The 19,068-nt window shown below is 45.2% G+C and carries 20 protein-coding genes; 16 read left to right on the forward strand and 4 right to left on the reverse strand.

Annotated elements, in window-relative coordinates; genetic code table 11:
• Positions 1 to 3 precede the first annotated feature (3 nt).
• The 7 genes from BLV33_RS00075 (at position 4) to BLV33_RS00105 (ending at position 4,279) form a co-directional block, all read left to right on the forward strand.
• Positions 4 to 390, forward strand: coding sequence for a spore coat protein (locus tag BLV33_RS00075; protein ID WP_090786652.1), 387 nt, complete (start codon positions 4 to 6; stop codon positions 388 to 390).
• A complete protein-coding gene (locus BLV33_RS00080) occupies positions 387 to 1,523 on the forward strand; it encodes a zinc-dependent alcohol dehydrogenase (protein WP_090786655.1) in 1,137 nt (378 codons plus the stop codon). Before BLV33_RS00075 ends, BLV33_RS00080 begins: the two co-directional genes overlap by 4 nt.
• A 31-nt stretch (positions 1,524 to 1,554) precedes the next feature.
• The gene (locus BLV33_RS00085; RefSeq protein ID WP_090786658.1) at positions 1,555 to 1,755 is read left to right on the forward strand and encodes a hypothetical protein; all 201 of its coding nucleotides are present in this window, start codon (positions 1,555 to 1,557) and stop codon (positions 1,753 to 1,755) included.
• 11 nt (positions 1,756 to 1,766) lie between these two features.
• Positions 1,767 to 2,063, forward strand: a complete 297-nt coding sequence (locus tag BLV33_RS00090; protein WP_090786661.1) for a spore coat protein — start codon at positions 1,767 to 1,769, stop codon at positions 2,061 to 2,063.
• 126 nt (positions 2,064 to 2,189) lie between these two features.
• On the forward strand, positions 2,190 to 3,380 hold the full coding sequence (locus tag BLV33_RS00095) for an amidase (RefSeq protein WP_090786664.1): 1,191 nt from the start codon (positions 2,190 to 2,192) through the stop codon (positions 3,378 to 3,380).
• 54 nt (positions 3,381 to 3,434) lie between these two features.
• Positions 3,435 to 3,932: a DinB family protein gene (locus BLV33_RS00100; protein ID WP_090786667.1), complete on the forward strand. Its 498-nt coding sequence runs from the start codon at positions 3,435 to 3,437 to the stop codon at positions 3,930 to 3,932.
• Positions 3,929 to 4,279, forward strand: coding sequence for a VOC family protein (locus BLV33_RS00105; protein ID WP_090786670.1), 351 nt, complete (start codon positions 3,929 to 3,931; stop codon positions 4,277 to 4,279). Before BLV33_RS00100 ends, BLV33_RS00105 begins: the two co-directional genes overlap by 4 nt.
• Here BLV33_RS00105 and BLV33_RS00110 read toward each other — a convergent pair.
• Positions 4,276 to 5,094 carry a helix-turn-helix domain-containing protein gene (locus tag BLV33_RS00110; RefSeq protein ID WP_090786673.1) on the reverse strand — a complete coding sequence of 273 codons (819 nt, stop codon included), beginning with the start codon at positions 5,092 to 5,094 and terminating at the stop codon, positions 4,276 to 4,278. The genes BLV33_RS00105 and BLV33_RS00110 overlap by 4 nt on opposite strands.
• Before the next feature lie 170 nt (positions 5,095 to 5,264).
• Between BLV33_RS00110 and BLV33_RS00115 the strand changes: the two genes are divergently transcribed.
• Both BLV33_RS00115 and BLV33_RS00120 read left to right on the forward strand, forming a co-directional pair.
• Positions 5,265 to 6,071, forward strand: a complete 807-nt coding sequence (locus BLV33_RS00115) for a phytanoyl-CoA dioxygenase family protein (RefSeq protein WP_090786676.1) — start codon at positions 5,265 to 5,267, stop codon at positions 6,069 to 6,071.
• 268 nt (positions 6,072 to 6,339) lie between these two features.
• Positions 6,340 to 7,950 carry an S-layer homology domain-containing protein gene (locus BLV33_RS00120; protein WP_090786681.1) on the forward strand — a complete coding sequence of 537 codons (1,611 nt, stop codon included), beginning with the start codon at positions 6,340 to 6,342 and terminating at the stop codon, positions 7,948 to 7,950.
• A 119-nt stretch (positions 7,951 to 8,069) separates the two neighbouring features.
• On the opposite strand, the gene BLV33_RS00125 is transcribed toward BLV33_RS00120, so the two are convergent.
• Positions 8,070 to 9,209, reverse strand: a complete 1,140-nt coding sequence (locus BLV33_RS00125) for a PASTA domain-containing protein (RefSeq protein WP_090786682.1) — start codon at positions 9,207 to 9,209, stop codon at positions 8,070 to 8,072.
• Positions 9,210 to 9,424: 215 nt separating this feature from the next.
• Between BLV33_RS00125 and BLV33_RS00130 the strand changes: the two genes are divergently transcribed.
• From BLV33_RS00130 to BLV33_RS00145, 4 genes are all read left to right on the forward strand, one after another.
• On the forward strand, positions 9,425 to 10,429 hold the full coding sequence (locus BLV33_RS00130; protein ID WP_090786685.1) for a Gfo/Idh/MocA family protein: 1,005 nt from the start codon (positions 9,425 to 9,427) through the stop codon (positions 10,427 to 10,429).
• Positions 10,430 to 10,433: 4 nt separating this feature from the next.
• Complete coding sequence (locus BLV33_RS00135) at positions 10,434 to 11,402, forward strand: AraC family transcriptional regulator (protein WP_090786687.1); 969 nt, start codon at positions 10,434 to 10,436, stop codon at positions 11,400 to 11,402.
• Positions 11,395 to 12,480 carry a Gfo/Idh/MocA family protein gene (locus tag BLV33_RS00140; protein WP_090786690.1) on the forward strand — a complete coding sequence of 362 codons (1,086 nt, stop codon included), beginning with the start codon at positions 11,395 to 11,397 and terminating at the stop codon, positions 12,478 to 12,480. Before BLV33_RS00135 ends, BLV33_RS00140 begins: the two co-directional genes overlap by 8 nt.
• 140 nt (positions 12,481 to 12,620) lie before the next feature.
• Positions 12,621 to 13,340, forward strand: coding sequence for an isochorismatase family protein (locus BLV33_RS00145; RefSeq protein ID WP_090786693.1), 720 nt, complete (start codon positions 12,621 to 12,623; stop codon positions 13,338 to 13,340).
• 64 nt (positions 13,341 to 13,404) lie between these two features.
• Here BLV33_RS00145 and BLV33_RS00150 read toward each other — a convergent pair whose 3' ends face one another.
• The gene (locus BLV33_RS00150) at positions 13,405 to 14,355 is read right to left on the reverse strand and encodes a LysR family transcriptional regulator (RefSeq protein WP_090786695.1); all 951 of its coding nucleotides are present in this window, start codon (positions 14,353 to 14,355) and stop codon (positions 13,405 to 13,407) included.
• A gap of 252 nt (positions 14,356 to 14,607) precedes the next feature.
• Here BLV33_RS00150 and BLV33_RS00155 point away from each other — a divergent pair, with 252 nt between their 5' ends.
• From BLV33_RS00155 to BLV33_RS00165, 3 genes are read left to right on the forward strand one after another with little or no spacing between them, the layout of a single operon-like run.
• The gene (locus BLV33_RS00155) at positions 14,608 to 15,315 is read left to right on the forward strand and encodes an isochorismatase family protein (RefSeq protein ID WP_171908957.1); all 708 of its coding nucleotides are present in this window, start codon (positions 14,608 to 14,610) and stop codon (positions 15,313 to 15,315) included.
• A gap of 41 nt (positions 15,316 to 15,356) precedes the next feature.
• Positions 15,357 to 16,940 carry an ABC transporter substrate-binding protein gene (locus BLV33_RS00160; RefSeq protein WP_171908958.1) on the forward strand — a complete coding sequence of 528 codons (1,584 nt, stop codon included), beginning with the start codon at positions 15,357 to 15,359 and terminating at the stop codon, positions 16,938 to 16,940.
• Between the two features lie 20 nt (positions 16,941 to 16,960).
• On the forward strand, positions 16,961 to 18,259 hold the full coding sequence (locus BLV33_RS00165) for an MFS transporter (RefSeq protein WP_171908959.1): 1,299 nt from the start codon (positions 16,961 to 16,963) through the stop codon (positions 18,257 to 18,259).
• 92 nt (positions 18,260 to 18,351) lie between these two features.
• Here BLV33_RS00165 and BLV33_RS00170 read toward each other — a convergent pair whose 3' ends face one another.
• Positions 18,352 to 19,050, reverse strand: coding sequence for a hypothetical protein (locus tag BLV33_RS00170; RefSeq protein WP_090786707.1), 699 nt, complete (start codon positions 19,048 to 19,050; stop codon positions 18,352 to 18,354).
• Positions 19,051 to 19,068 lie beyond the last annotated feature (18 nt).

Raw genomic sequence — 19,068 nt, forward strand, 5'->3', positions numbered from 1 at the left:
AACATGAATAACGATTATTTAGACCCGATTAACGCGTTAAACATGCCGGAAATGGCGGATATGACTTTTGCCATGGATTTCCTCATTCGTGCCAAAGAGGGAGTAAGGAATATGGCGATTGCCCTGACCGAAACAGCTTCCCCGGATGCAAGAGCGCTTTTGAAAAACCAGCTTCACCAAGGTCTCGCGCTGCATCAAGAAATAACCGAGCTCATGATTCGCAAGAAATGGTTCCATCCTTACGAGGTAAGTGAACAGTATCAATTGGATCAGCTTTCGGCGAAAAACACGGTCATGATCGGGCAAATGAATTTGTTCCCGGATGATACGTCGCGCAAAGGCACGTTCGATCGAACGCCAGATGAACACATTGGGGGAAGTAGAGCATGAAAGCCGTAACGTACCAAGGAATTAAAAATGTTGTTGTCAAAGAGGTTCCCGATCCAAAAATCGAGAAGCCTGACGATATGATCGTGAAGATGACAAGTACCGCTATATGCGGCTCAGACCTGCATCTCATTCACGGGATGATTCCCAATCTCCAGGAAAATTACGTCATAGGTCATGAGCCTATGGGTATTGTAGAAGAGGTGGGCCCAGGTGTCACCAAACTTAAGAAAGGCGACCGGGTCATCATCCCGTTCAACATCGCCTGCGGTGAATGCATTTACTGCAAAAATCACTTGGAAAGCCAGTGTGACAATTCGAACGAGAATGGGGAAATGGGCGCATATTTCGGTTATTCCGGAACAACCGGCGGATATCCTGGCGGACAGGCGGAATATTTGCGCGTACCTTTTGCGAATTTCACCCATTTCAAAATTCCGGAAAACAATGAGGATCCGGATGAGAAGCTGTGTTTAATCGCCGACGCCATGTCGACTGCGTACTGGACCGTCGACAATGCCGGTGTGAAGGAAGGGGATACGGTTATTGTGCTGGGCTGCGGTCCTGTCGGGCTGCTGTCGCAGAAGTTTTGTTGGCTGAAAGGCGCGAAGCGAGTTATCGCTGTCGATTACGTGGATTACCGTCTGCAGCATGCGAAACGCACCAACAATGTGGAAATTGTGAATTTTGAGGATCATTCCAATACCGGCAGCTATTTGAAGGAAATAACCAAGGGCGGCGCCGATGTCGTCATTGACGCGGTAGGGATGGACGGCAAGATGACCGATCTGGAGTTTCTCGCAAGCGGCCTGAAGCTGCATGGCGGTACGATGAGTGCGGTTGTCATTGCTTCCCAAGCGGTTCGTAAAGGTGGCACCATCCAAATTACGGGTGTATATGGTGGACGCTATAACGCTTTCCCGCTCGGAGACATCATGCAGCGAAACATTAACATTCGCTCCGGACAGGCTCCGGTCATTCACTATATGCCTTATATGTACGAGCTGGTTACTACTGGCAAAGTCGATCCCGGTGACGTCGTGACGCATATGATCCCGCTTAGCGAGGCGAAACATGGATATGAAGTGTTTGACACGAGGACGGATAATTGCATCAGAGTTGTTTTGAAGCCATAAGCTCTGAGAGTAAACAGGAGGAAAGATCGAAATGAATCCGACATACGCCTTACACGAGACACTGGAGGCCCATGAAATTGCCGCCTTCAAAACGGTCTGCATGACCAAATCCAAAACGATGCAAGCCCTGGTTTCGGACCGTGAGCTTTTGCAGATATTACAGGATGATGTTGTACTATCTACACGGCAGCTGCAGGAGCTCAGCGAGCAGCTATCCAAAGCCATGATATAGGAGATGAGAATATGAACCCAATTCTGGAAAATATGATGGGGCTGAACACGCTGACGGACGAAGTCATTGCGATGGACTTCTTGATAAACGCCAAGAGCGGAGTTCGCAATTATGCTTTCGCCGTCACCGAATGCGCCTCGCCGGAACTCAAAGCTGTATTAACCAAACAGCTTGATGAAGCGATCGTTACTCACGAGAAGATCACGAGTTATATGATGTCACGAGGCTTGTACCATCCTTATGACATTAACGAACAAATTCAGCTTGATCAGAAAAACATTGAAACGGCTTTGAATATTCCGTCTTAATGCCCGTAAGCGGAGAGCTTTCCCATGTGGAAGGCTCTTTTTTCTTGAATATTTACATTGATGCATGTGGGAGGTAAGATAAAAGCATCGAAAATCAGGGGAAAACGCTAAAACGGAGGTGAAACTATGAAGAAAGATTGGGGTGCATTTGTCTCAAAGGATATAGTTCTGGAACCAACAGGAGTGGGCAAATTACAGGAGATGTCCTTTGCCGTTAAAGATGTCTTCGCAATTAAAGGTCATACTTCCGGAGCAGGCAACCCGGATTGGCTTCGCACGCATGCTCCAGCAGATCAAAATGCGGAATCGATTGATCGATTGCTGCAGCAGGGAGCGAAGATGACGGGAACTACACAAACAGATGAACTCATGTACAGTCTCAATGGAGAGAATTTCCATTATGGTACACCGGTTAACCCCAAATCGCCGAATCGAATTCCCGGAGGTTCGTCCAGTGGGTCGGCTGTAGCGGTATCCGCGGGACTGGTTGATTTTGCTTTAGGCACTGATACAGGCGGATCGATTCGAATACCTGCAGCATATTGCGGTATTTACGGCTTTCGCCCTACACATGGTCTTGTGGATATGAGCGGGATTATTCCCTTGGCGGAGAGCTTTGACACATTGGGATGGATGGCCAGAGATCCCAGTGTTTTGTTGAAAGTGGGTCTCTCCCTGATAGATGGACCCTATCCAACGGATAATAGCTTTAAGAGGATATATCTCGGAAATGATGCATGGGATTTGGCGGATGCAGATTATATGGGTTTGGCATCACATCCAATTAAATTATTGACCCGCGAGGCAGGTTATAGTGAAAGCGTGGAAGTTGCTTCGGAAGGCTTGGAAGCCTGGATGCATGTATTTCGTACTTTACAGGGTTTGGAAATCTGGAGCGCCCACAGCCAATGGATTCAAACGGAGAATCCAACATTCGGTCTGGGAATTGCGGAGAGGTTTGCATGGGCGAGCAGTTTACAAGATGTGGATGGTAAATATCACCAAATGAGAGAAGACATTAAGAAGAGAATGCTTGATTTATTGAGAGAAGACGGTATCCTAATTATACCTACAGCTCCTGGAATTGCTCCACTGCTTCAACAATCCGGGGAATTTATGGAAAATCGACGTGCAAAAACGCTTCAGCTCACATGTATAGCCGGCTTGGCGGGCTTTCCTCAGATCACTATACCCATGACAAGCGCTGAAGGGTCAGCTTATGGAATTTCTATGATTGCAGGACCCGGGCAGGATATCAAATTGTTGACATGGGCGAATGAGATTGATTGGATGATTAACGACAAGGAGAACGCTTAATGAAGTTGCATCTGTGAAATATATGTCTCAAATCGAATCAATGGAGGTATGAACATGCAAACCATGTTTCGTTACAATTGGCTGATTAGAGAACAATGGTTCCAGTTGTGTGAAGACGTGTCGGAGGAAGAGCTGCTTCGTGTCCGAACTGGTGGTGTGGGAGGTATATTACATACCTTGTTTCACATCATTGACGTGGAGTGGAGTTGGATCCGTTTACTGCAAGGAAAATCGGAATTCCAAGAGAGCTTTGATGGCTATCAGACTCTAGACAAGGTTCGGAAACTGAGCTCCAAATTCCGTCCGGAAGTGGAAGAGTTTGTTCGCAGCTGGAATGAGAGTATGGAGCAACGCCCCTTTTACGACCCGCAGCCGAATGGGATTGTGGATATCGATGCTTGGGGTGAAGTCATACGTCATGTGATCGTTCACGAAATTCATCACATTGGACAAATATCCGTTTGGGCGCGTGAATTTGGCAAAGCACCTATCTCCGCAAACCTCGTCGGTAAGGGACTTATTAAAATATCTGAAAATGGAGGTGTACTATGAATCCTGTTTTAAACCAAATAGGTGGAGTCTTTATTCCAGTAAGTAACATTGAAAATGCGCGTGATTGGTATTGTGACATTTTAGGCTTGCCAGTGGATGGTGAAATATTATTTGGTCATTTGTATGTTCTTCCCATGAAAGGACCAGACATTGTGCTGGACAGCAAGATTTATGCTGAAGATAAAATATATAAGGTACCGGCATTTCAATTGAGCACTAATGACATCCATCAATCATACGAGTTTATGCGGGCTAAGCAGGTGCAAATAACAACTGTAATCGAGCATAATAAGTGGTTTAATTTTAAAGACCCTGATGGGAATCTTTTAATGGTTTGCAAGAGTTAATGGACATCTTTTCTATAGCTTGAGGGATTAACGCCATATTGCGTTTTAAACTGATTGGCAAAATGGTTATAGTTCTGGAATCCGACATCCAAGGCAATTTCAACTGCATTGCGCGTACTGTGTTGGAGTAATAAGGCAGCCTGGCGAAGGCGCATTTGAATTAACGTTTCCACAATCGAAAGCCCGGTTTCTGTTTTGAATAGATGAGATATTCTGGAAGGAGACAGGCCAACTGCTTGTGCTAATGCTTCAATTTGTAAAGGTTCTGTCAATCGCTCGGTCAGGATATGAATGACGTCTGCCACTCGAGGATCGATTGGTTTTTTAATGTTTTGTAAAATCAATAAAAGGATTTCATTTAATGCGTTCATACATAGATCATCGGAAAGTGGACCGGCTTGACGGTTATCGTAGATAATGCGTTTAAAGACTCGGTAAATTCGCTTATGTATATAGGTATTGTCAATGGATTGGCGGAAGAAGCCCTTTGGGAATTCGGGCAGCTGCATCCAGCTGATTTTCTGCGCGCTAGGGATAAAATGGACCCATTGAAAATTCCAATTTTGGCCCTTTCGTGTACCGTACTGATGGGGCGTATCGCTTTTGATAATCGCAAGATCTCCAGCTTTTACTCGTTTTTCCTCACCCTGAATCTTAAAGTAACCTTCCCCCGAAAGCGTAAAAGTAATGAGCCAATCCTTCATTCCATTCGGTCTCTTTATAAAATAAGTATCATTTTCGTTAAAATGATCGGACACGATTATACCTGTTCCATTCTTAGCTTTGGTATGCGGATCTTCCAAATGATCGTTCATCTGACAAGCTCCCTTCAAGATAGCATTAATAATGCTCATTCTAGCATATTTATTTAATTAAATAGCAGAATAGTGTTACTTGTTAGCCAAAATCTTACTTCAATATAACCCTGCGAAAATTTATACTTGTTTTAGAAAAGTAATGGTTAGGCGCAAAGGGGAGAAGTCGGATGGCTTTATTGAAAACTTTGACGGAAGAGCAGAAAAATCATTTTAAAAATGAAGGTTACTTAATCGTGAGGGGGTTGTTCCAGCAGGATGAATTAACGGAAATTGAGGACACCTTTCAAGAGATCAGCCATACTATAATTCCGGGCCTGTTCGAACCTATAATCGATCAGATAACTGAAGACCCATTGAAACGGTATCCTCGAGTGATGCATCCTCACCGTTTTAACGCGACAGCCATGAAATATATGCTTCACAAGCCGGTTATGGACGTACTCATTGATTTGTATGGTGAGGAAGCCTATGCGGCGCAAAGTATGTTTTATTATAAGCCTCCGGGATCGCGCGGTCAGGCCTTGCATCAGGATAATTTCTACCTGAAAGTGGAACCGGGAAATTGTATCGCAGCCTGGACGGCAGTGGACGCAGCAGATGAAGAAAATGGAGGACTCCTGGTCGTTCCGAAATCGAATTCCTATGAGCTTGTATGTCCGGATAAGGCCGATGATAAAGAATCGTTCACGACTCATTACGTTAAACCACCGAAGGATCAAAAAGCCATTCCAGCTATCCTGGACAAAGGCGATGTGTTGTTTTTTAACGGCAACCTGATCCATGGATCTTATCGAAATAAGACAAAGGATCGCTTTCGCAGAGCTTTCATTTGCCATTATGCTAATGCTTCAGCTACACATATAAGTGATCACTACCGTCCTTTATACCGTGCAGACGGAACTGCAATAGACTTGGAAGCTAATCCGGATGGCGGTCCTTGCGGTGTTGAATTTGAAGCTGCTTATCCACATTAATGGGATTGTATCTATCTAGCTGTCATTGATTGAACCTGCTCGGGGTCCGTTCAATGACAGCTTTTTTTTGACATCAGAAAACGACAGTATATTTACTTCTACTATGATAAATTTTTGAGACCATGCCTTTCTCATTCATTCGTATTAATTAATTAATTAAGTAAAATAAATTTTTGGAAAATACAAGGATACCCTCCTAAAAAAAGACATATCAACGAACTCTTCTGATACAATCTGTATTTCTAATTAAAAAAGGAGAGTGAACTTGATGTTCAAAAAAGCAGCAGCGCTTTGTCTTGCTTTCATTATGATCTTGGGAAGCAGCACAGCAGTTTTGGCCAAGGATAATGGCAATAAAAACGATGACAACAAGGATAAAGGCCGTAAAGACGATGACCACGAGATTGAGATTCATCTTAATTTTGACGATTTGAAAAATGCGGAATGGGCGGCGCGATACATAGCGAGCCTGGCATCAAAGCGTGTATTTGAAGGTTATGAGGATGGAACCTTTAAACCGGACAATACCGTTTCCCGGATCGAAGCCATTACGGCAGCCGTTCGTTTAATGGGACTTCGCAGCCAAGCAGAATCACCGGCAAAAATGAGCACTCATTTGAATTTTAAAGATGCGGCTAAAGTTCCTGCCTGGGCTGTCGGATATGTAGCCGTTGCCTTGGAGAACGATTTGTTCTCGGTAACCGATGATTATGTGCAGCCACAAAGAGATGCGGACCGATTGTGGGCCGCCACACTTTTAGTTAAAGCATTGAAGTTAGATGCGCAAGCAAAAACAAAAATGAACACAACCCTTCCTTTTAAAGATGCTAATCAAATTCCTGCCGGTTCTGTTGGTTATATTGCGGTCGCCTATGAAAAAGGATTGATAGATGGCTTTGAAGACAATACTTTCAGACCTAATCAGTTGGTAACCCGAGCTCAGCTTGCCGCTTTACTGGATCGTACAGGAGGCCAAATACCGAATCAGGGAGAGAACACTATAACCGGTACCGTCTTTGCGGCTGTGATTAACAACAATCTTAAAATAACAAGATTAGGCACAACAACGGAATATACCCTGCATCCCGATGTTTTCATTTTTCGAAATGGCGCAAAAGTCAGTGCTGCAGCCTTGCAAGCAGGTGATGAAGTAAATGTCCGCATTTATAATAATCAAATTGTATTCATCGAAGTGACAAAACCAGTGCAAGCCTTTATAACCATCGGCACCATAAGTTCTAATATTTACAATAATACACTGACGCTTACAAAATCAGGTGTAACCTCTACATTTACACTTCATCCGGATATAATCGTATATCGCAATGGTGTTAAGGCTACAACAGCTGACCTGAAAGTCGGGGACGAAGTGAGCATTCGCTTCTCGGATAATAAAGTGATCTTTATCGAAGTCACCAATCCCGTGCAAGTCATAATAAACAGCGGCATTATAAGTTCGAATATTTACAATAATTCGCTGACGCTTACGATATCCGGTGTAACCTCTACATTTACCCTCCATCCGGATATAATCGTATATCGCAATGGTGTTAAGGCTGCAATAGCAGACCTGAAAGTCGGGGACGAAGTGAGCATTCGCTTCTCGGATAATAAAGTGATCTACATCGAAGTCACCAAGATGGTCGTTCCGGTTCAAACTTTGGATATTTTTGGAATATTAAAAGCAACAACAGTAGATGCCAGGGGTGTGCTTGCAACAATTTCCATTGCTCAAACTATCAATGGCATCGAACAAACGACGATTTATAATGTGTCTTCCAATGTCACGCTTTCCGGCAACCTGGCCTTGTTCGTGCAAGGGCATCTCATTCAACTTAAAGGGATGAACTGGCTGGTAGCCTCGATCACTATCTTATAAATTTAAAAAAGCTTAGCCAATGAACCGCGATCGGGACTTGGCTAAGCTTTTTTTATGTCGGAAGGATTATACATGCCAAAGTATCATAGAAGCGAAGGGTGGACAATCGTCCCGCCGCTTTATTTGCCGATCCAAAAAGTAACATTGTCCCCTTTTGAAATATTCGATCCCGGCTGAGGGTCTTGTTTAAATACTGCCCCTTGGGCTTGCCCATTGGGTTCGATGAAATACTTATAGTGCAATCCTGATGACAAAGCTTGCTTTTCCGCTTCTGCCTGGGTCAATCCAACCAAGGTGGGCGTGGTCAATTCGTTCTGCGGCGGATTCGAGGGGATATCCTTTGCGATCGGTTGGTTCTGTGGTACCGGTGTGTTTGTTGTATTCACAGTCGGTTTAACAATATCTTTTGTAGTTAAGGTTTCATTCCGATTAAGAAATGATGAGGACGACAAAAACCAGATCATCAAGCCCAAAAAAACAATTGTAAACACACCTGCACCTACAAACTTGTAAAAGCGTGCAGGTACAGGTTCTTTTTGTATATCAAACGGGATTTGAGCTTCTTCCGATTCGTAGGCTGCCGGCAAGCTTTGCAGACCGAAGACCAATGCGGATAAAGAAGCCTGACCTAGGCTGACGCGTTTGAAAAGCTTGACTAAAGCGTCCTTCTGTTCCTTAGATGAAGCTATCTGAATATTCTCCAAATGAGTGTGAAGGGCCTCATACGGACCAAATCTCACAGCAGCCCGGGAAAGCATTTGGAGCAATAATCCGCACAATCCAACTGCTCCTTGTTTTTGCGGTTCCCCTTCATCCCAATAATTTAGGATCGATAACCTTCCGTCAGCGGCCACCCATACATTTTCAATACCGGTAGAAAAGCCGGTGATTTGCCGTTCCATCGCATCAAGCATGGAAATACCCAGTGTTGCGACAAGGCTGACTGCCTCTGAGAAAGTCCAATGCTTTTGCTGGATCTCCTCAAGAAGCAGCCTACCCGGCTTTGATTCTTGTACGATCAACACGGAATGCTCTCCAAATGCCGTATCGAGGATATAATGGAACCCCTCATGCTTAAAGGCAGCAATTTTGCTGAGCTTGGAAACATATTCCTCAACTGATTTCGTCGTTTGACCTTTTATTGTATATAGAAGCACTTTCCGATTTAAGTAAATGTCTTCACCTTTTTGTAGAGCTCCATTGGAAAATGAGCGGATCAAAGTACTGGGTACATATCTGGTTTCAATTGATTCAGTCATGGATGGAATACTTCCCCTTCCTTAAATAAGGATGACTTTTATAAAATCCATTCACTCTATTATATACCCAAAGGCGGATAAAATGAAAAAGTGCCAATTTTCCTAGTCGTGAATTTATATATAAAATGTCGCTAATTTGTACTAATATTAACTAAAAGGTTATGATACATTTAGCAGGTGATGTCTAAATTTTATAGAATGAGGAGCGAATGAATATGACACTTCGTATCGGAATGATCAGTTATTGGCATGTACATGCATGGGACTACACGAAAGAAGCACAAGCGCATACGGATACTGAAATTACGGGAGTTTGGGATGAAGATCCCATTCGCGGAAAGGCAGCGGCCGACAAGCAGGGTGTGCCATTTTATGCTTCGTTGAATGAACTTTTGTCCAGCGATATTGATGGAGTCATTGTCAATGCTCCGACCAGGCTGCATGTTGATGTTATGGTGGCGGCGGCTAGAGCGGGTAAGCATATTTTCACAGAAAAAGTGTTAGCGCCTACATTGCGCGAAGTCAATGAGATTATGGCAGAAGTGAAAAAAACAGGTGTGAAACTGACTGTTTCTCTGCCGCGTTTAAACCATGGATATACACTCACGATCCTTGACCTTCTGGCTGAGCGAATCCTTGGGGATATTACACTCGTTCGTTCGCGGTTATCCCATAACGGGGCTATTGCTGACTGGCTTCCGGCTCATTTTTATAACCTGGAGGAATGTCTTGGGGGCGCTTTGATTGATCTTGGGTGTCATCCCATGTATTTGACGCGACTTTTTTTAGGAGAGACTCCTACCCAGATCTCAGCTCAATTTGGTTATATAACAGGTAAGGAAGTGGAAGATAACGCAGTATCCTTGCTTTCAACAGAGTCTGGCGCTCTTGGAGTTGTGGAAGCGGGATTTGTCAACAGCTACTCTCCCTTCAACATTGAGATTCATGGTACTTTGGGAAGCTTGTTATTTGGAGTTCCGGAGGAAAAGCTGCTGCTGAGAACAAAGGCCAAGGACGGTCAGTTTGCTGATAAATGGCATGAAATTCCATTGAAGCCAAACAGGGAGAGCGCCTTTGAGCAATGGGTGGTCCATATTCGCAACCATTCAGAAGCTGATGAAAACATTAACATAGCCATTGAGTTAACGAAATTGATGGAAGCGTCCAATAGATCTGCCCAAGAAAAGCGTGCGATTCGTTTGGATGAGCTTAAGGGTTAATTGCATGCAGCCATTTCCTTATGACGCGATGAGGGAGCCTCAGGATGCTTTGGAAAGGCTTGATCTTACCGTCCGATGGGGGAACTATGAGATCAGGGTTCTTCGTTTTCATCTGACCTCATTTGCTCCTGGCAAAACCATAGGTTTTCATAATCATTCCGAGTTCGAATTCCATTTTATCCCAAGGGGTAAAGGGAAGGTGATCCTCGTCGATATGCCCTTCGAGTTGACCGGAGGAGATTTTTATTTGACAGGCCCCGGTATAATGCATTATCAGGAAGCGGATGCGCATGATGCCATGGATGAGCTGTGCCTGCACATCGATATCGTCGATCGCAGCAGCCATACCCTTTTGAACATGAACGAATTTGCAGCGGATCCATGGGAAATTGCCGAAGCGAAGAACTGTGTGGAGCAACTTCAGAATGTGCCGCTTAGACCCGTACGTGATCTTTACATGGCGATGCCCTTCTTTCTGGAAGCCTACAAGGCGTGCATGGAGAACTTCGTTGGCTCCTATACCACTATCAAGCAGTGTATCGTTCAAATTTTACTCCGTGCCGCCCGTGCCTACGACCTCGAGCATGAACGGCCCGAGCTTCCCTCCAGGGATTTGAGTGTCAACCGCTGCCGCTTTGTCCTTCAGTACATTCGAGCGAATTATACGGGAACGCTGACCTTGGAGGATATAGCGGAAAAACTGCATATCAGCTCTCGGCAGCTGCAGCGTATTCTCAAAACGCATCATGGCGATCGTACCTTTGTCAGGATCGTCGAGGATATCCGATTGGAGGCAGTTTGCCGGAGGTTGGAGGAAAGTGAGCTGTCCATTGAAAGAATCGCCGTTTCGGAAGGTTTCTCCAACGGAAACTATTTGCACACGATATTTCGCAAGCGGTTTGGCATGACGCCTCTTAATTACCGAACACAGAAGAAACAAAAAGCCAGAAAGGATGATGCTCAAGATGAGTAAATCCATAAGGATTGGCATTATTGGAACCGGGGGCATAGCCGGACAGCATTTACGAAGCTATCGAATGATCGAGGATGTGGAGGTTGTCGCAGTCGCGGATATCGTTCCGGGAAAGGCTGAGAACTTTGTCCGGCGATGGGAAATTCCTCATGTAACAGCTTTTGAAGATTATCGCAAAATGCTGGAATTGGATTTGGATGGAGTCAGTGTCTGTACGCCTAACGCCGCACACTTTCATCCAACCGTCGATGCCTTGCGTGCAGGAAAACATGTCATGCTGGAGAAGCCGATGTCGGTCACTTTGGAAGAGTCGATCGAGATGGTCGGGACGGCCAAGGAGACCGGCCTGCTGTTGAATGTTGGTTTTCAGCCCAGATATGATCCGAATATGAAGACAATTCATGATTTTATCCAGTCGGGCCAGCTTGGAAAGGTATATTACGTCGAAACGGGCGGAGGACGCAGGCGCGGGATGCCCGGCGGTACCTTTATTCGTAAGGAGCTGGCAGGTGCAGGAGCGATGGCGGATATCGGATGCTACTCTCTCGATTTGGCCTTGCATGCGCTCGGGTATCCGAAACCATTGACGGTATCCGCTTCTACAACGAATCATTTCGGGACAAACGCAATTTATCATCCGGAAGCGGCTTCTTTTGATGTGGAGGATTTTGGAACCGCACTCATTCGTCTTGAGGGCGATCTTGTGCTGAATTTTAAAATATCATGGGCGATGCATATGGATACCCTTGGCGGAACCATGTTCCTGGGAACGGATGCAGGACTCAAGGTAACTCCATCTGGAAAAGGCCCCTGGAGCGGCGTCTTCGACGGTGGTGTCGGCTCGATGACCTTGTATCATGACGTTCGTGGTCATCATGTGGAAAGCTCGATCCCCATTATCGAGCATAAACTCGATTTGTTCGTGGAAAAGGTGCGCGACTTCGTTCGTGCCATACGGGACAACGCTCCGGCACCTATCTCCGGAGAGCAAATATTGCGCAATCAAGCGATTATTGATGGATTCTTGCGCTCGAGTCAGCTGAAACGGGAAGTGGAAGTACACATTCCAAACATCTAAGCAATTAGTCTAATATCTGCGCCTACTCGAAACCGTCTTCATTCAAAAAATGATTGTACTCATTCATTATCGGTCATTTACACGTCATTAAATCTGACATACGATAAGGGAGAATATACAATGAAGCGGAGGTAGAGAGTATGGGAAAAATGAGTTGGAATGATTTTCTCACCGATCAGGACAAAGCTCACGATGAAATGTGGGGCAAAAAAGAGTTGGCGGGATTTGGTGAAAAGCCGGCTTTGCTGTTGATTGACATCTATTACAGCGTCCTTGGATTCAAGCGCGAGCCGATCCTCGAGTCGGTCAAAACTTGGCCGATGAGTACAGGCCTTGAAGGCTGGGAAGCTGTTGATAAAGCAGCTGAACTCCTGGCATCTGCCCGCAAAAACGGAATTCCGGTCATCCATGTAAAAGGCTTGCATACAGGCGTGAACACCTGGGCTAGAGGTTCAAAAAAGAGAAAGCCTTCGAATTTATCCGAAGAAATGCTCTTGAAAGGCAATGAGATTGTTGATGAAGTAAAACCGCTGCCAGGTGAGCTTGTTATCGAAAAAGCTGCCGCCAGTGCATTCCATGGCACTCCTCTCTTGTTTCAATTAATCAGCCTAGGCATTGACACGGTTATAGCTTGCGGCGAAACAACGAGCGGCTGTGTGAGAGCTTCTGTTGTAGACGGTGCAACGTACCGCTTCAAAATGGGAGTTGTGGAGGAATGTTCATTCGACCGCACCCAAGCTTCACACTATATGAATCTATACGACATGCATCAAAAATACGCCGATGTGGTTGACTTGAATTATGCATCCGCATATTTCGATTCCATTGGAGCAAAGAATAAAGTTGGCGTTTCTGTGTAACTTGGAAAAAATGAGAACGGCCCTGTAGCTTTAACGCAACTGGGTCGTTTTTCGTTTCTGCCTTTTATAGTACAACTGCTTCTCCATTATGCTGCGCTGCAGATTCAAGAGATTCAAGCGAATTACTCTTGTTGTTGATCTGTTCCTCAAAATGCTTGATGAACAAGTGATCCAGGCTGTTCAGCTCCCCATCGCGATAAGCGACAAAAATCTGGCTGGAAGGAAACGGGTTATTTTCAATTTCCAGCTCGATTAGCTCTTTCTCCATAATTTCCTTACGCATAAAGAGGCTGCCCGAGAAAAAAACGCCGGCATTCCGTTTTAGAAAATGCTTGATCAATTGCAAATTGTTCGTTTCGCATTTAGTCTGGTAGGTTAAGTTGCACTGGTTTAAGACGACATCGATGATTTTACGGTACTGCGTTTCTTTGGGGTAGGTGATGAGCGGTTCTTTCAGAATTTCCTCGATGCTCACAGATTTCCTCCTGGCGAGGTGATGCTTGGGGGATACATAAACCATCGTCTTCTCTTTATGAATAAGGCGATAGTCGATTTGGCTGTCGTTGCTCGTATATCGGGTGATCCCTAACTGAATAAGCTGATTTTTCATCAGGGTTACAAGTTCATTTGAGTCATAGCAGTAGACCTTGAGGGAAATGTGCGGATAATATTCGGAGAAGGAGTCCATGACTTCAGGAAGCACATGCGCTGCAAACGAATTGTTGCAGCCAATGGCCAATTTCCCTTTCGCGCCCAGTCCAACCTTTTCGACAGCTTCTTGGCCTTCTTGTAATGCCGCCAGTATTTTTCGGGCATGAGGTAAGTACGCTTTTCCTTCTTCAGTCAGCTTCACTTTTCCTTTGCCCCGAATGAGCAAGGATTTGCCCAAATCCTTTTCCAAATGGCTGATGCGGTGAGAAATCGTCGGTTGAGGCAAAAACAGATGCTCTGCCGCCTTCTGATAGCTGCCCAATTTATACACGGTCAAAAATGTTGTGATCTGATCCAAGTTCATAGAGTTGACCTCCGATCAAGATATTTGTCATTTTAATTAACGCAAATATAACATTTAAAGCGGCAAAGAACAATAACTCAAAGTAGTAAAAACACTAATATATAGAAATATGTATCCGATTCCATTAGCGATATGAATCTCATCATTCAAAAACGTGTATTTACTGAATCCCTATAACCACATAAGATGATTTCATACAGCATTGTTATGTTTATGTTATTTTAAATGACATTGAGATCGGGAGGAATGAACATGTACGGTTGGGAGAATTATTTGAGCGAGAGGGACAAGAAGCACGATGAGCAATGGGGCAAGAAGGAACTAAGTGGATTTGGCAAGAAACCGGCGCTCGTTTTAATTGACATTTATTATAGCGTGCTGGGCCTGAAGCGGGAGCCGATTTTCGAATCCATGAAGATGTGGCCGAGCAGCACGGGACTCGAAGGCTGGGAAGCGGTTGACAAAACGGCCGAATTGCTGGCTGTAGCAAGGGAAAATGAAATTCCTGTCATTCATGTCAAAGGGCTGCATACAGGTGTGAACCATTGGAGCAAGAACAAACGCAAGAAGGTGGAAATGTCTGATGAGCTCAGGTTTAAAGGAACACAAATTGTAGACGAAGTGAAGCCGATCGCTGGAGAGCTTGTTATTGAAAAAGCTGCTGCCAGCGCATTTCACGGAACTCCTCTTGTCTTTCAATTAGTAAGCCTTGGAATAGACACCGTAATCGTTGCCGGCGAGACAACCAGCGGATGTGTGAGGGCTTCTGTCGTTGACGGGGCAACAAACCGTTTTCAAATGGGAGTTGTAGCTGAATGTGTATTCGACCGCACGGAAGCAGCGCATTACATCAATTTATACGATATGCATAACAAATATGCGGATGTGGTTGATCTGGACTACACTAAAAACTATTTCAAGCAAATCGGCGCAAGTAAAAAGCAAACCATGAATGTTTAAAAGGAAATAGAAATTTTCTGCTAAAAAAAGGGGGGATCCATGTGAAAAGATGGTCATGGACATTCAGTATCTTGGTGGCTTTTGCTCTACTGACTTCATCCTGTACGAACAGCAGCAATAACGGAAGTGCATCGCCATCCAGCTCAGCAGCACCTAAAGCAAGCACGCCTGTAAGCGTGGATCCCAAAGTGCTGAAAATTCGTTTTTACGACGATCCAGCCGGGTATGACCCAGCTTCTATTTTCCGGATTGAAAACGAAAATATCGCGTTTAACATTTTTAGTGGATTAACGACTTATGATTCGGCAAGCGGCAAAATCATTCCCGACTTGGCGGAGTCCTGGAAAACAACGGATAATAAAACCTGGACCTTTCAATTGCGCAAAGGGGTCAAATGGCAAAAAGGATACGGTGAATTTACCTCGGCCGATGTGCTTTATTCGTTCAATCGGATCTTGGATCCCAAGACGGCATCACTCTATGCAGCAGATTTAAGCAATATCGCAAGTTTAACTGCTCCTGATGCTTATTCAGTGGTCATCACTTTAAAGCAGCCCGATGGCAACTTCCTTCATCAGATAGCCAACTATCATCAAGGCCAAATTATGAAAAAAGAGGTCGTCGAGAAATTCGGTGACAAAATCAAGTGGAATCCTGTAGGAACAGGCCCCTATGAAGTGGAAACTATCGATCCTAGTTCGCAGATTGTGCTGATCCGCCATGAAGGCTACTATAAAGGACCTGCGCCGATTCAGAAGCTTATATTCACCATTATCAAGGACGAATCAACAGCAACGATTGCTCTGCAGAAGGGAGAAGTCGATGTTGTGATGCGGTCCAGCCAGGATCAAAATCTAGATGCCTTGGAAAAAGGCGGCTTCAAAATGAATCACACGGATAATTATGCCGTTTCCCTGAGGATGTTCAACCTGAAAAACCCTATTCTGGCCAACATTAAAATCCGCCAAGCCTGGGCCTATGCAGTTGACTTCGCAGCGATCTCCAAAGCTGTTACACCAAAAACATCCTTGGCCGCAAAGAGCATGCTGCTCGATTGGATGGACGGCTACAGTACAAATACGGACCATTATTCCTACGACCCGGCCAAGGCTAAACAACTGCTTGCTGAAGCGGGTTATCCAAACGGTTTTTCCATTATGCAAGCAGCCACCTCGGCAACCGGTATAACCGAACAAATGCAGCTGGAGCAGGAGTATTTGAAAAAGGTAGGCATCAAATTGGAATACGATCTGATGGATACTCCAACTTTTAACAGCAAAAGGAATAAAGGAGAATTTGAAACAGCCACAAGGCTGCTGCCTGCCATCAATCCAGACATGATACTGTTCAGCTACCTGCATCCAGTCAACATCGCTCCAAAAGGCTTGAATGGCTCCGGCTACAATAACCCTGAACTGACGACAAAGCTGGAAGCTGCGCGAGCTGAAGTGGATAAAGATTTGCGTCTGAAACTGTATGAGGATGTTCAAAAAATTGTAATGAAGGAACTTCCCTATCTGCCTACTTTCGCAAACAACGTATACTGGCCAAGTAAACAGAATGTGAATGGAATCGTCATTAACAAGCTGGCCCAAGTGGACTTTTACCAGGTTTCATTAAAATAAAGTCTATGAGGAGGTTTAATATGCTGTCTCCTGATTTTTACCGAAAATTCGGAATATACGGAGGCGGATTGTTTTTTACAGTCACAGGTATGGCGCAGCCTTTTTTCACGCTTTACGCCCAAGAGGTAGGGGCTTCAACGGCCGCCATCGGATTCATGGTCACTTTACGGTCGCTGCTGCCCATCTTTGTAGCCATGCCGGCCGGACAGCTGATAGATTCGGTCGGACCCATCAAAATGTTGAAATTCGGAAGCATCTTTCTGATTTTATCCTTATTCTTCAATATGATGGCCACCGATTTCTGGCTGCTGTCGCTGTCGCAAATATTTATGGGCTTATGCATCATCATTATGGCTTCTTCCTTTCAGGTGCTCGTGTCCGATGGCGAGAAAAATGCAAGGAACGAGAACATTAAGAAATTTTCCATGTGGATGTCGGCAGGTGGCATGCTCGGTCCGTTAATCGGGGGAGCGCTGACTTCTCAATTCTCTAATCCATTATTTGGATACAAGTTCACATTTGGAGCGGCCTGTACGGCGTCTCTGCTGTTTTTTATCCTGTTGCTTTTAGTTTCGCGCGGATATCAGCATACGGGGAATGAAAGCCTCATTAAGCCTAAAGAATTGCTAAAGGTCAAGGGGATCATGGACAGCTATATCAGCGGTATTCACTTGACCAAAATTCGTTCCGTACAATTTGGCTTGATCGGCACGTTCCTGATTATGTACATTCAATCGATGTACATGAGCTTTATGCCGCTTTATTTAAACCGGCTTGGATATTCAACCCTGATCGTTTCTCTCATCATTTCGCTCAATGGACTTTCGGGTATTCTGTCCCGTTTCGGTCTGGGATGGTTAATGAAAAGAACGCACATGGAGCGGATTTTGATAACAGCGGGCTTAATCGCCTCCATATGCGTCGTATTGACTCCCTTAGCTGGGCTGAATCTAACAGGAATGATCCTGCTTGTGCTTGTCATGGGTGGATCAGTCGGCATCAATCTGCCGGTCAGTATTATGATAGTGGTCAATGATACGAAGGAAACGGATCGCGGCAAGCTGATGGGTCTACGTTTGATTATGAATCGCTTCTCGCAAATCCTCAGTCCGGCTGTGTTCGGGATACTGGGACAATCGCTTGGATTAACGGCGGCGTTTTACGCGAGCGGTGGATTTCTGATCGCGTCCATGCTGGGATTCTCGTTATTTACTTCCATGAAATGGAAGCTGAAAACCGTCGGCGTCGACCCTCAGGAGAAAGCGAAGAAGGAAAATCTTACTCTGCCAATAGCCAAGAATAAACCGGCGCCAAAATGAAAAAGACGGATACGTCCGAGACGAACCCGTCTTTTTTAGTTGATCAGAAACCGTTTATCCTTGGTGATGTCATTTATTAACCCAGCGGAAGCTCATTTATCCGCTGTCTGAAACCAGTTCCAAATCACATTCATCGTTTTGGCGAGGTTGGAGACGGTACCTTTTCCTTCGCTCGGCGAGAAATAGTTGAGTTCCGGCCCGCTGATATCGATGGCGGATATATGCTGCGGTGCGTAAAAACGCCTTCCTTGCTCACGCGAATTAAACAGCAGGCCTGGATATCGGTGAGACGTAAACCGATATTTCGCATGAGACCAGCCGCCATACCAGGGACTGGGTTCTAGCTCGGAGCCGTGTCCTTTTCGGGTAAGAAACCCGACCCGGCTGCGGAACTGGAGTCCGATCGGCACCTTCGGCGAGCCTACCTGCACGACAAAACGAACATCACAGCCGTCTTGCTTTTCCAGCAGCTCGGCTGCATGATAAGCCGCGGGGCCTCCACTGCCATAGCCAATAAATAGGAGCTTATCTTTCGCACCCAGCGTTTTCACCATTTGCCGCACCCTCTGGCCGCCTGATGATTGACTCGCTTGCTCCGGATAAAGCTGTATATCCCGGCCTAGCTGATATAATTGCTTCACCTTATTATGGCTTTCCTCCCCGTAGGGATGCAGTATGCGAATCATAACGCTGCCTTTCTCGGTGCCATAGCGGCCCCGCAGAGTATCAATCAGCGGTTTGAACATATTCTCATTCGTTTGAATTCCGGCTACAATATAAATGGTGACCATGAATATTCTCTTCTTCCG

The organism is Paenibacillus sp. GP183 (assembly GCF_900104695.1).
Classification (GTDB): domain Bacteria; phylum Bacillota; class Bacilli; order Paenibacillales; family NBRC-103111; genus Paenibacillus_AI.

What these genes read in the sequence shown, in the direction of transcription:
- BLV33_RS00075 (WP_090786652.1), top strand. Translation starts at nt 4, where the DNA reads ATGAATAACGATTATTTAGACCCGATTAACGCGTTAAACATGCCGGAA.
- BLV33_RS00080 (WP_090786655.1), top strand. Translation starts at nt 387, where the DNA reads ATGAAAGCCGTAACGTACCAAGGAATTAAAAATGTTGTTGTCAAAGAG.
- BLV33_RS00085 (WP_090786658.1), top strand. Translation starts at nt 1,555, where the DNA reads ATGAATCCGACATACGCCTTACACGAGACACTGGAGGCCCATGAAATT.
- BLV33_RS00090 (WP_090786661.1), top strand. Translation starts at nt 1,767, where the DNA reads ATGAACCCAATTCTGGAAAATATGATGGGGCTGAACACGCTGACGGAC.
- BLV33_RS00095 (WP_090786664.1), top strand. Translation starts at nt 2,190, where the DNA reads ATGAAGAAAGATTGGGGTGCATTTGTCTCAAAGGATATAGTTCTGGAA.
- BLV33_RS00100 (WP_090786667.1), top strand. Translation starts at nt 3,435, where the DNA reads ATGCAAACCATGTTTCGTTACAATTGGCTGATTAGAGAACAATGGTTC.
- BLV33_RS00105 (WP_090786670.1), top strand. Translation starts at nt 3,929, where the DNA reads ATGAATCCTGTTTTAAACCAAATAGGTGGAGTCTTTATTCCAGTAAGT.
- BLV33_RS00110 (WP_090786673.1), bottom strand. Translation starts at nt 5,094, where the DNA reads ATGAACGATCATTTGGAAGATCCGCATACCAAAGCTAAGAATGGAACA.
- BLV33_RS00115 (WP_090786676.1), top strand. Translation starts at nt 5,265, where the DNA reads ATGGCTTTATTGAAAACTTTGACGGAAGAGCAGAAAAATCATTTTAAA.
- BLV33_RS00120 (WP_090786681.1), top strand. Translation starts at nt 6,340, where the DNA reads ATGTTCAAAAAAGCAGCAGCGCTTTGTCTTGCTTTCATTATGATCTTG.
- BLV33_RS00125 (WP_090786682.1), bottom strand. Translation starts at nt 9,209, where the DNA reads ATGACTGAATCAATTGAAACCAGATATGTACCCAGTACTTTGATCCGC.
- BLV33_RS00130 (WP_090786685.1), top strand. Translation starts at nt 9,425, where the DNA reads ATGACACTTCGTATCGGAATGATCAGTTATTGGCATGTACATGCATGG.
- BLV33_RS00135 (WP_090786687.1), top strand. Translation starts at nt 10,434, where the DNA reads ATGCAGCCATTTCCTTATGACGCGATGAGGGAGCCTCAGGATGCTTTG.
- BLV33_RS00140 (WP_090786690.1), top strand. Translation starts at nt 11,395, where the DNA reads ATGAGTAAATCCATAAGGATTGGCATTATTGGAACCGGGGGCATAGCC.
- BLV33_RS00145 (WP_090786693.1), top strand. Translation starts at nt 12,621, where the DNA reads ATGGGAAAAATGAGTTGGAATGATTTTCTCACCGATCAGGACAAAGCT.
- BLV33_RS00150 (WP_090786695.1), bottom strand. Translation starts at nt 14,355, where the DNA reads ATGAACTTGGATCAGATCACAACATTTTTGACCGTGTATAAATTGGGC.
- BLV33_RS00155 (WP_171908957.1), top strand. Translation starts at nt 14,608, where the DNA reads ATGTACGGTTGGGAGAATTATTTGAGCGAGAGGGACAAGAAGCACGAT.
- BLV33_RS00165 (WP_171908959.1), top strand. Translation starts at nt 16,961, where the DNA reads ATGCTGTCTCCTGATTTTTACCGAAAATTCGGAATATACGGAGGCGGA.
- BLV33_RS00170 (WP_090786707.1), bottom strand. Translation starts at nt 19,050, where the DNA reads ATGGTCACCATTTATATTGTAGCCGGAATTCAAACGAATGAGAATATG.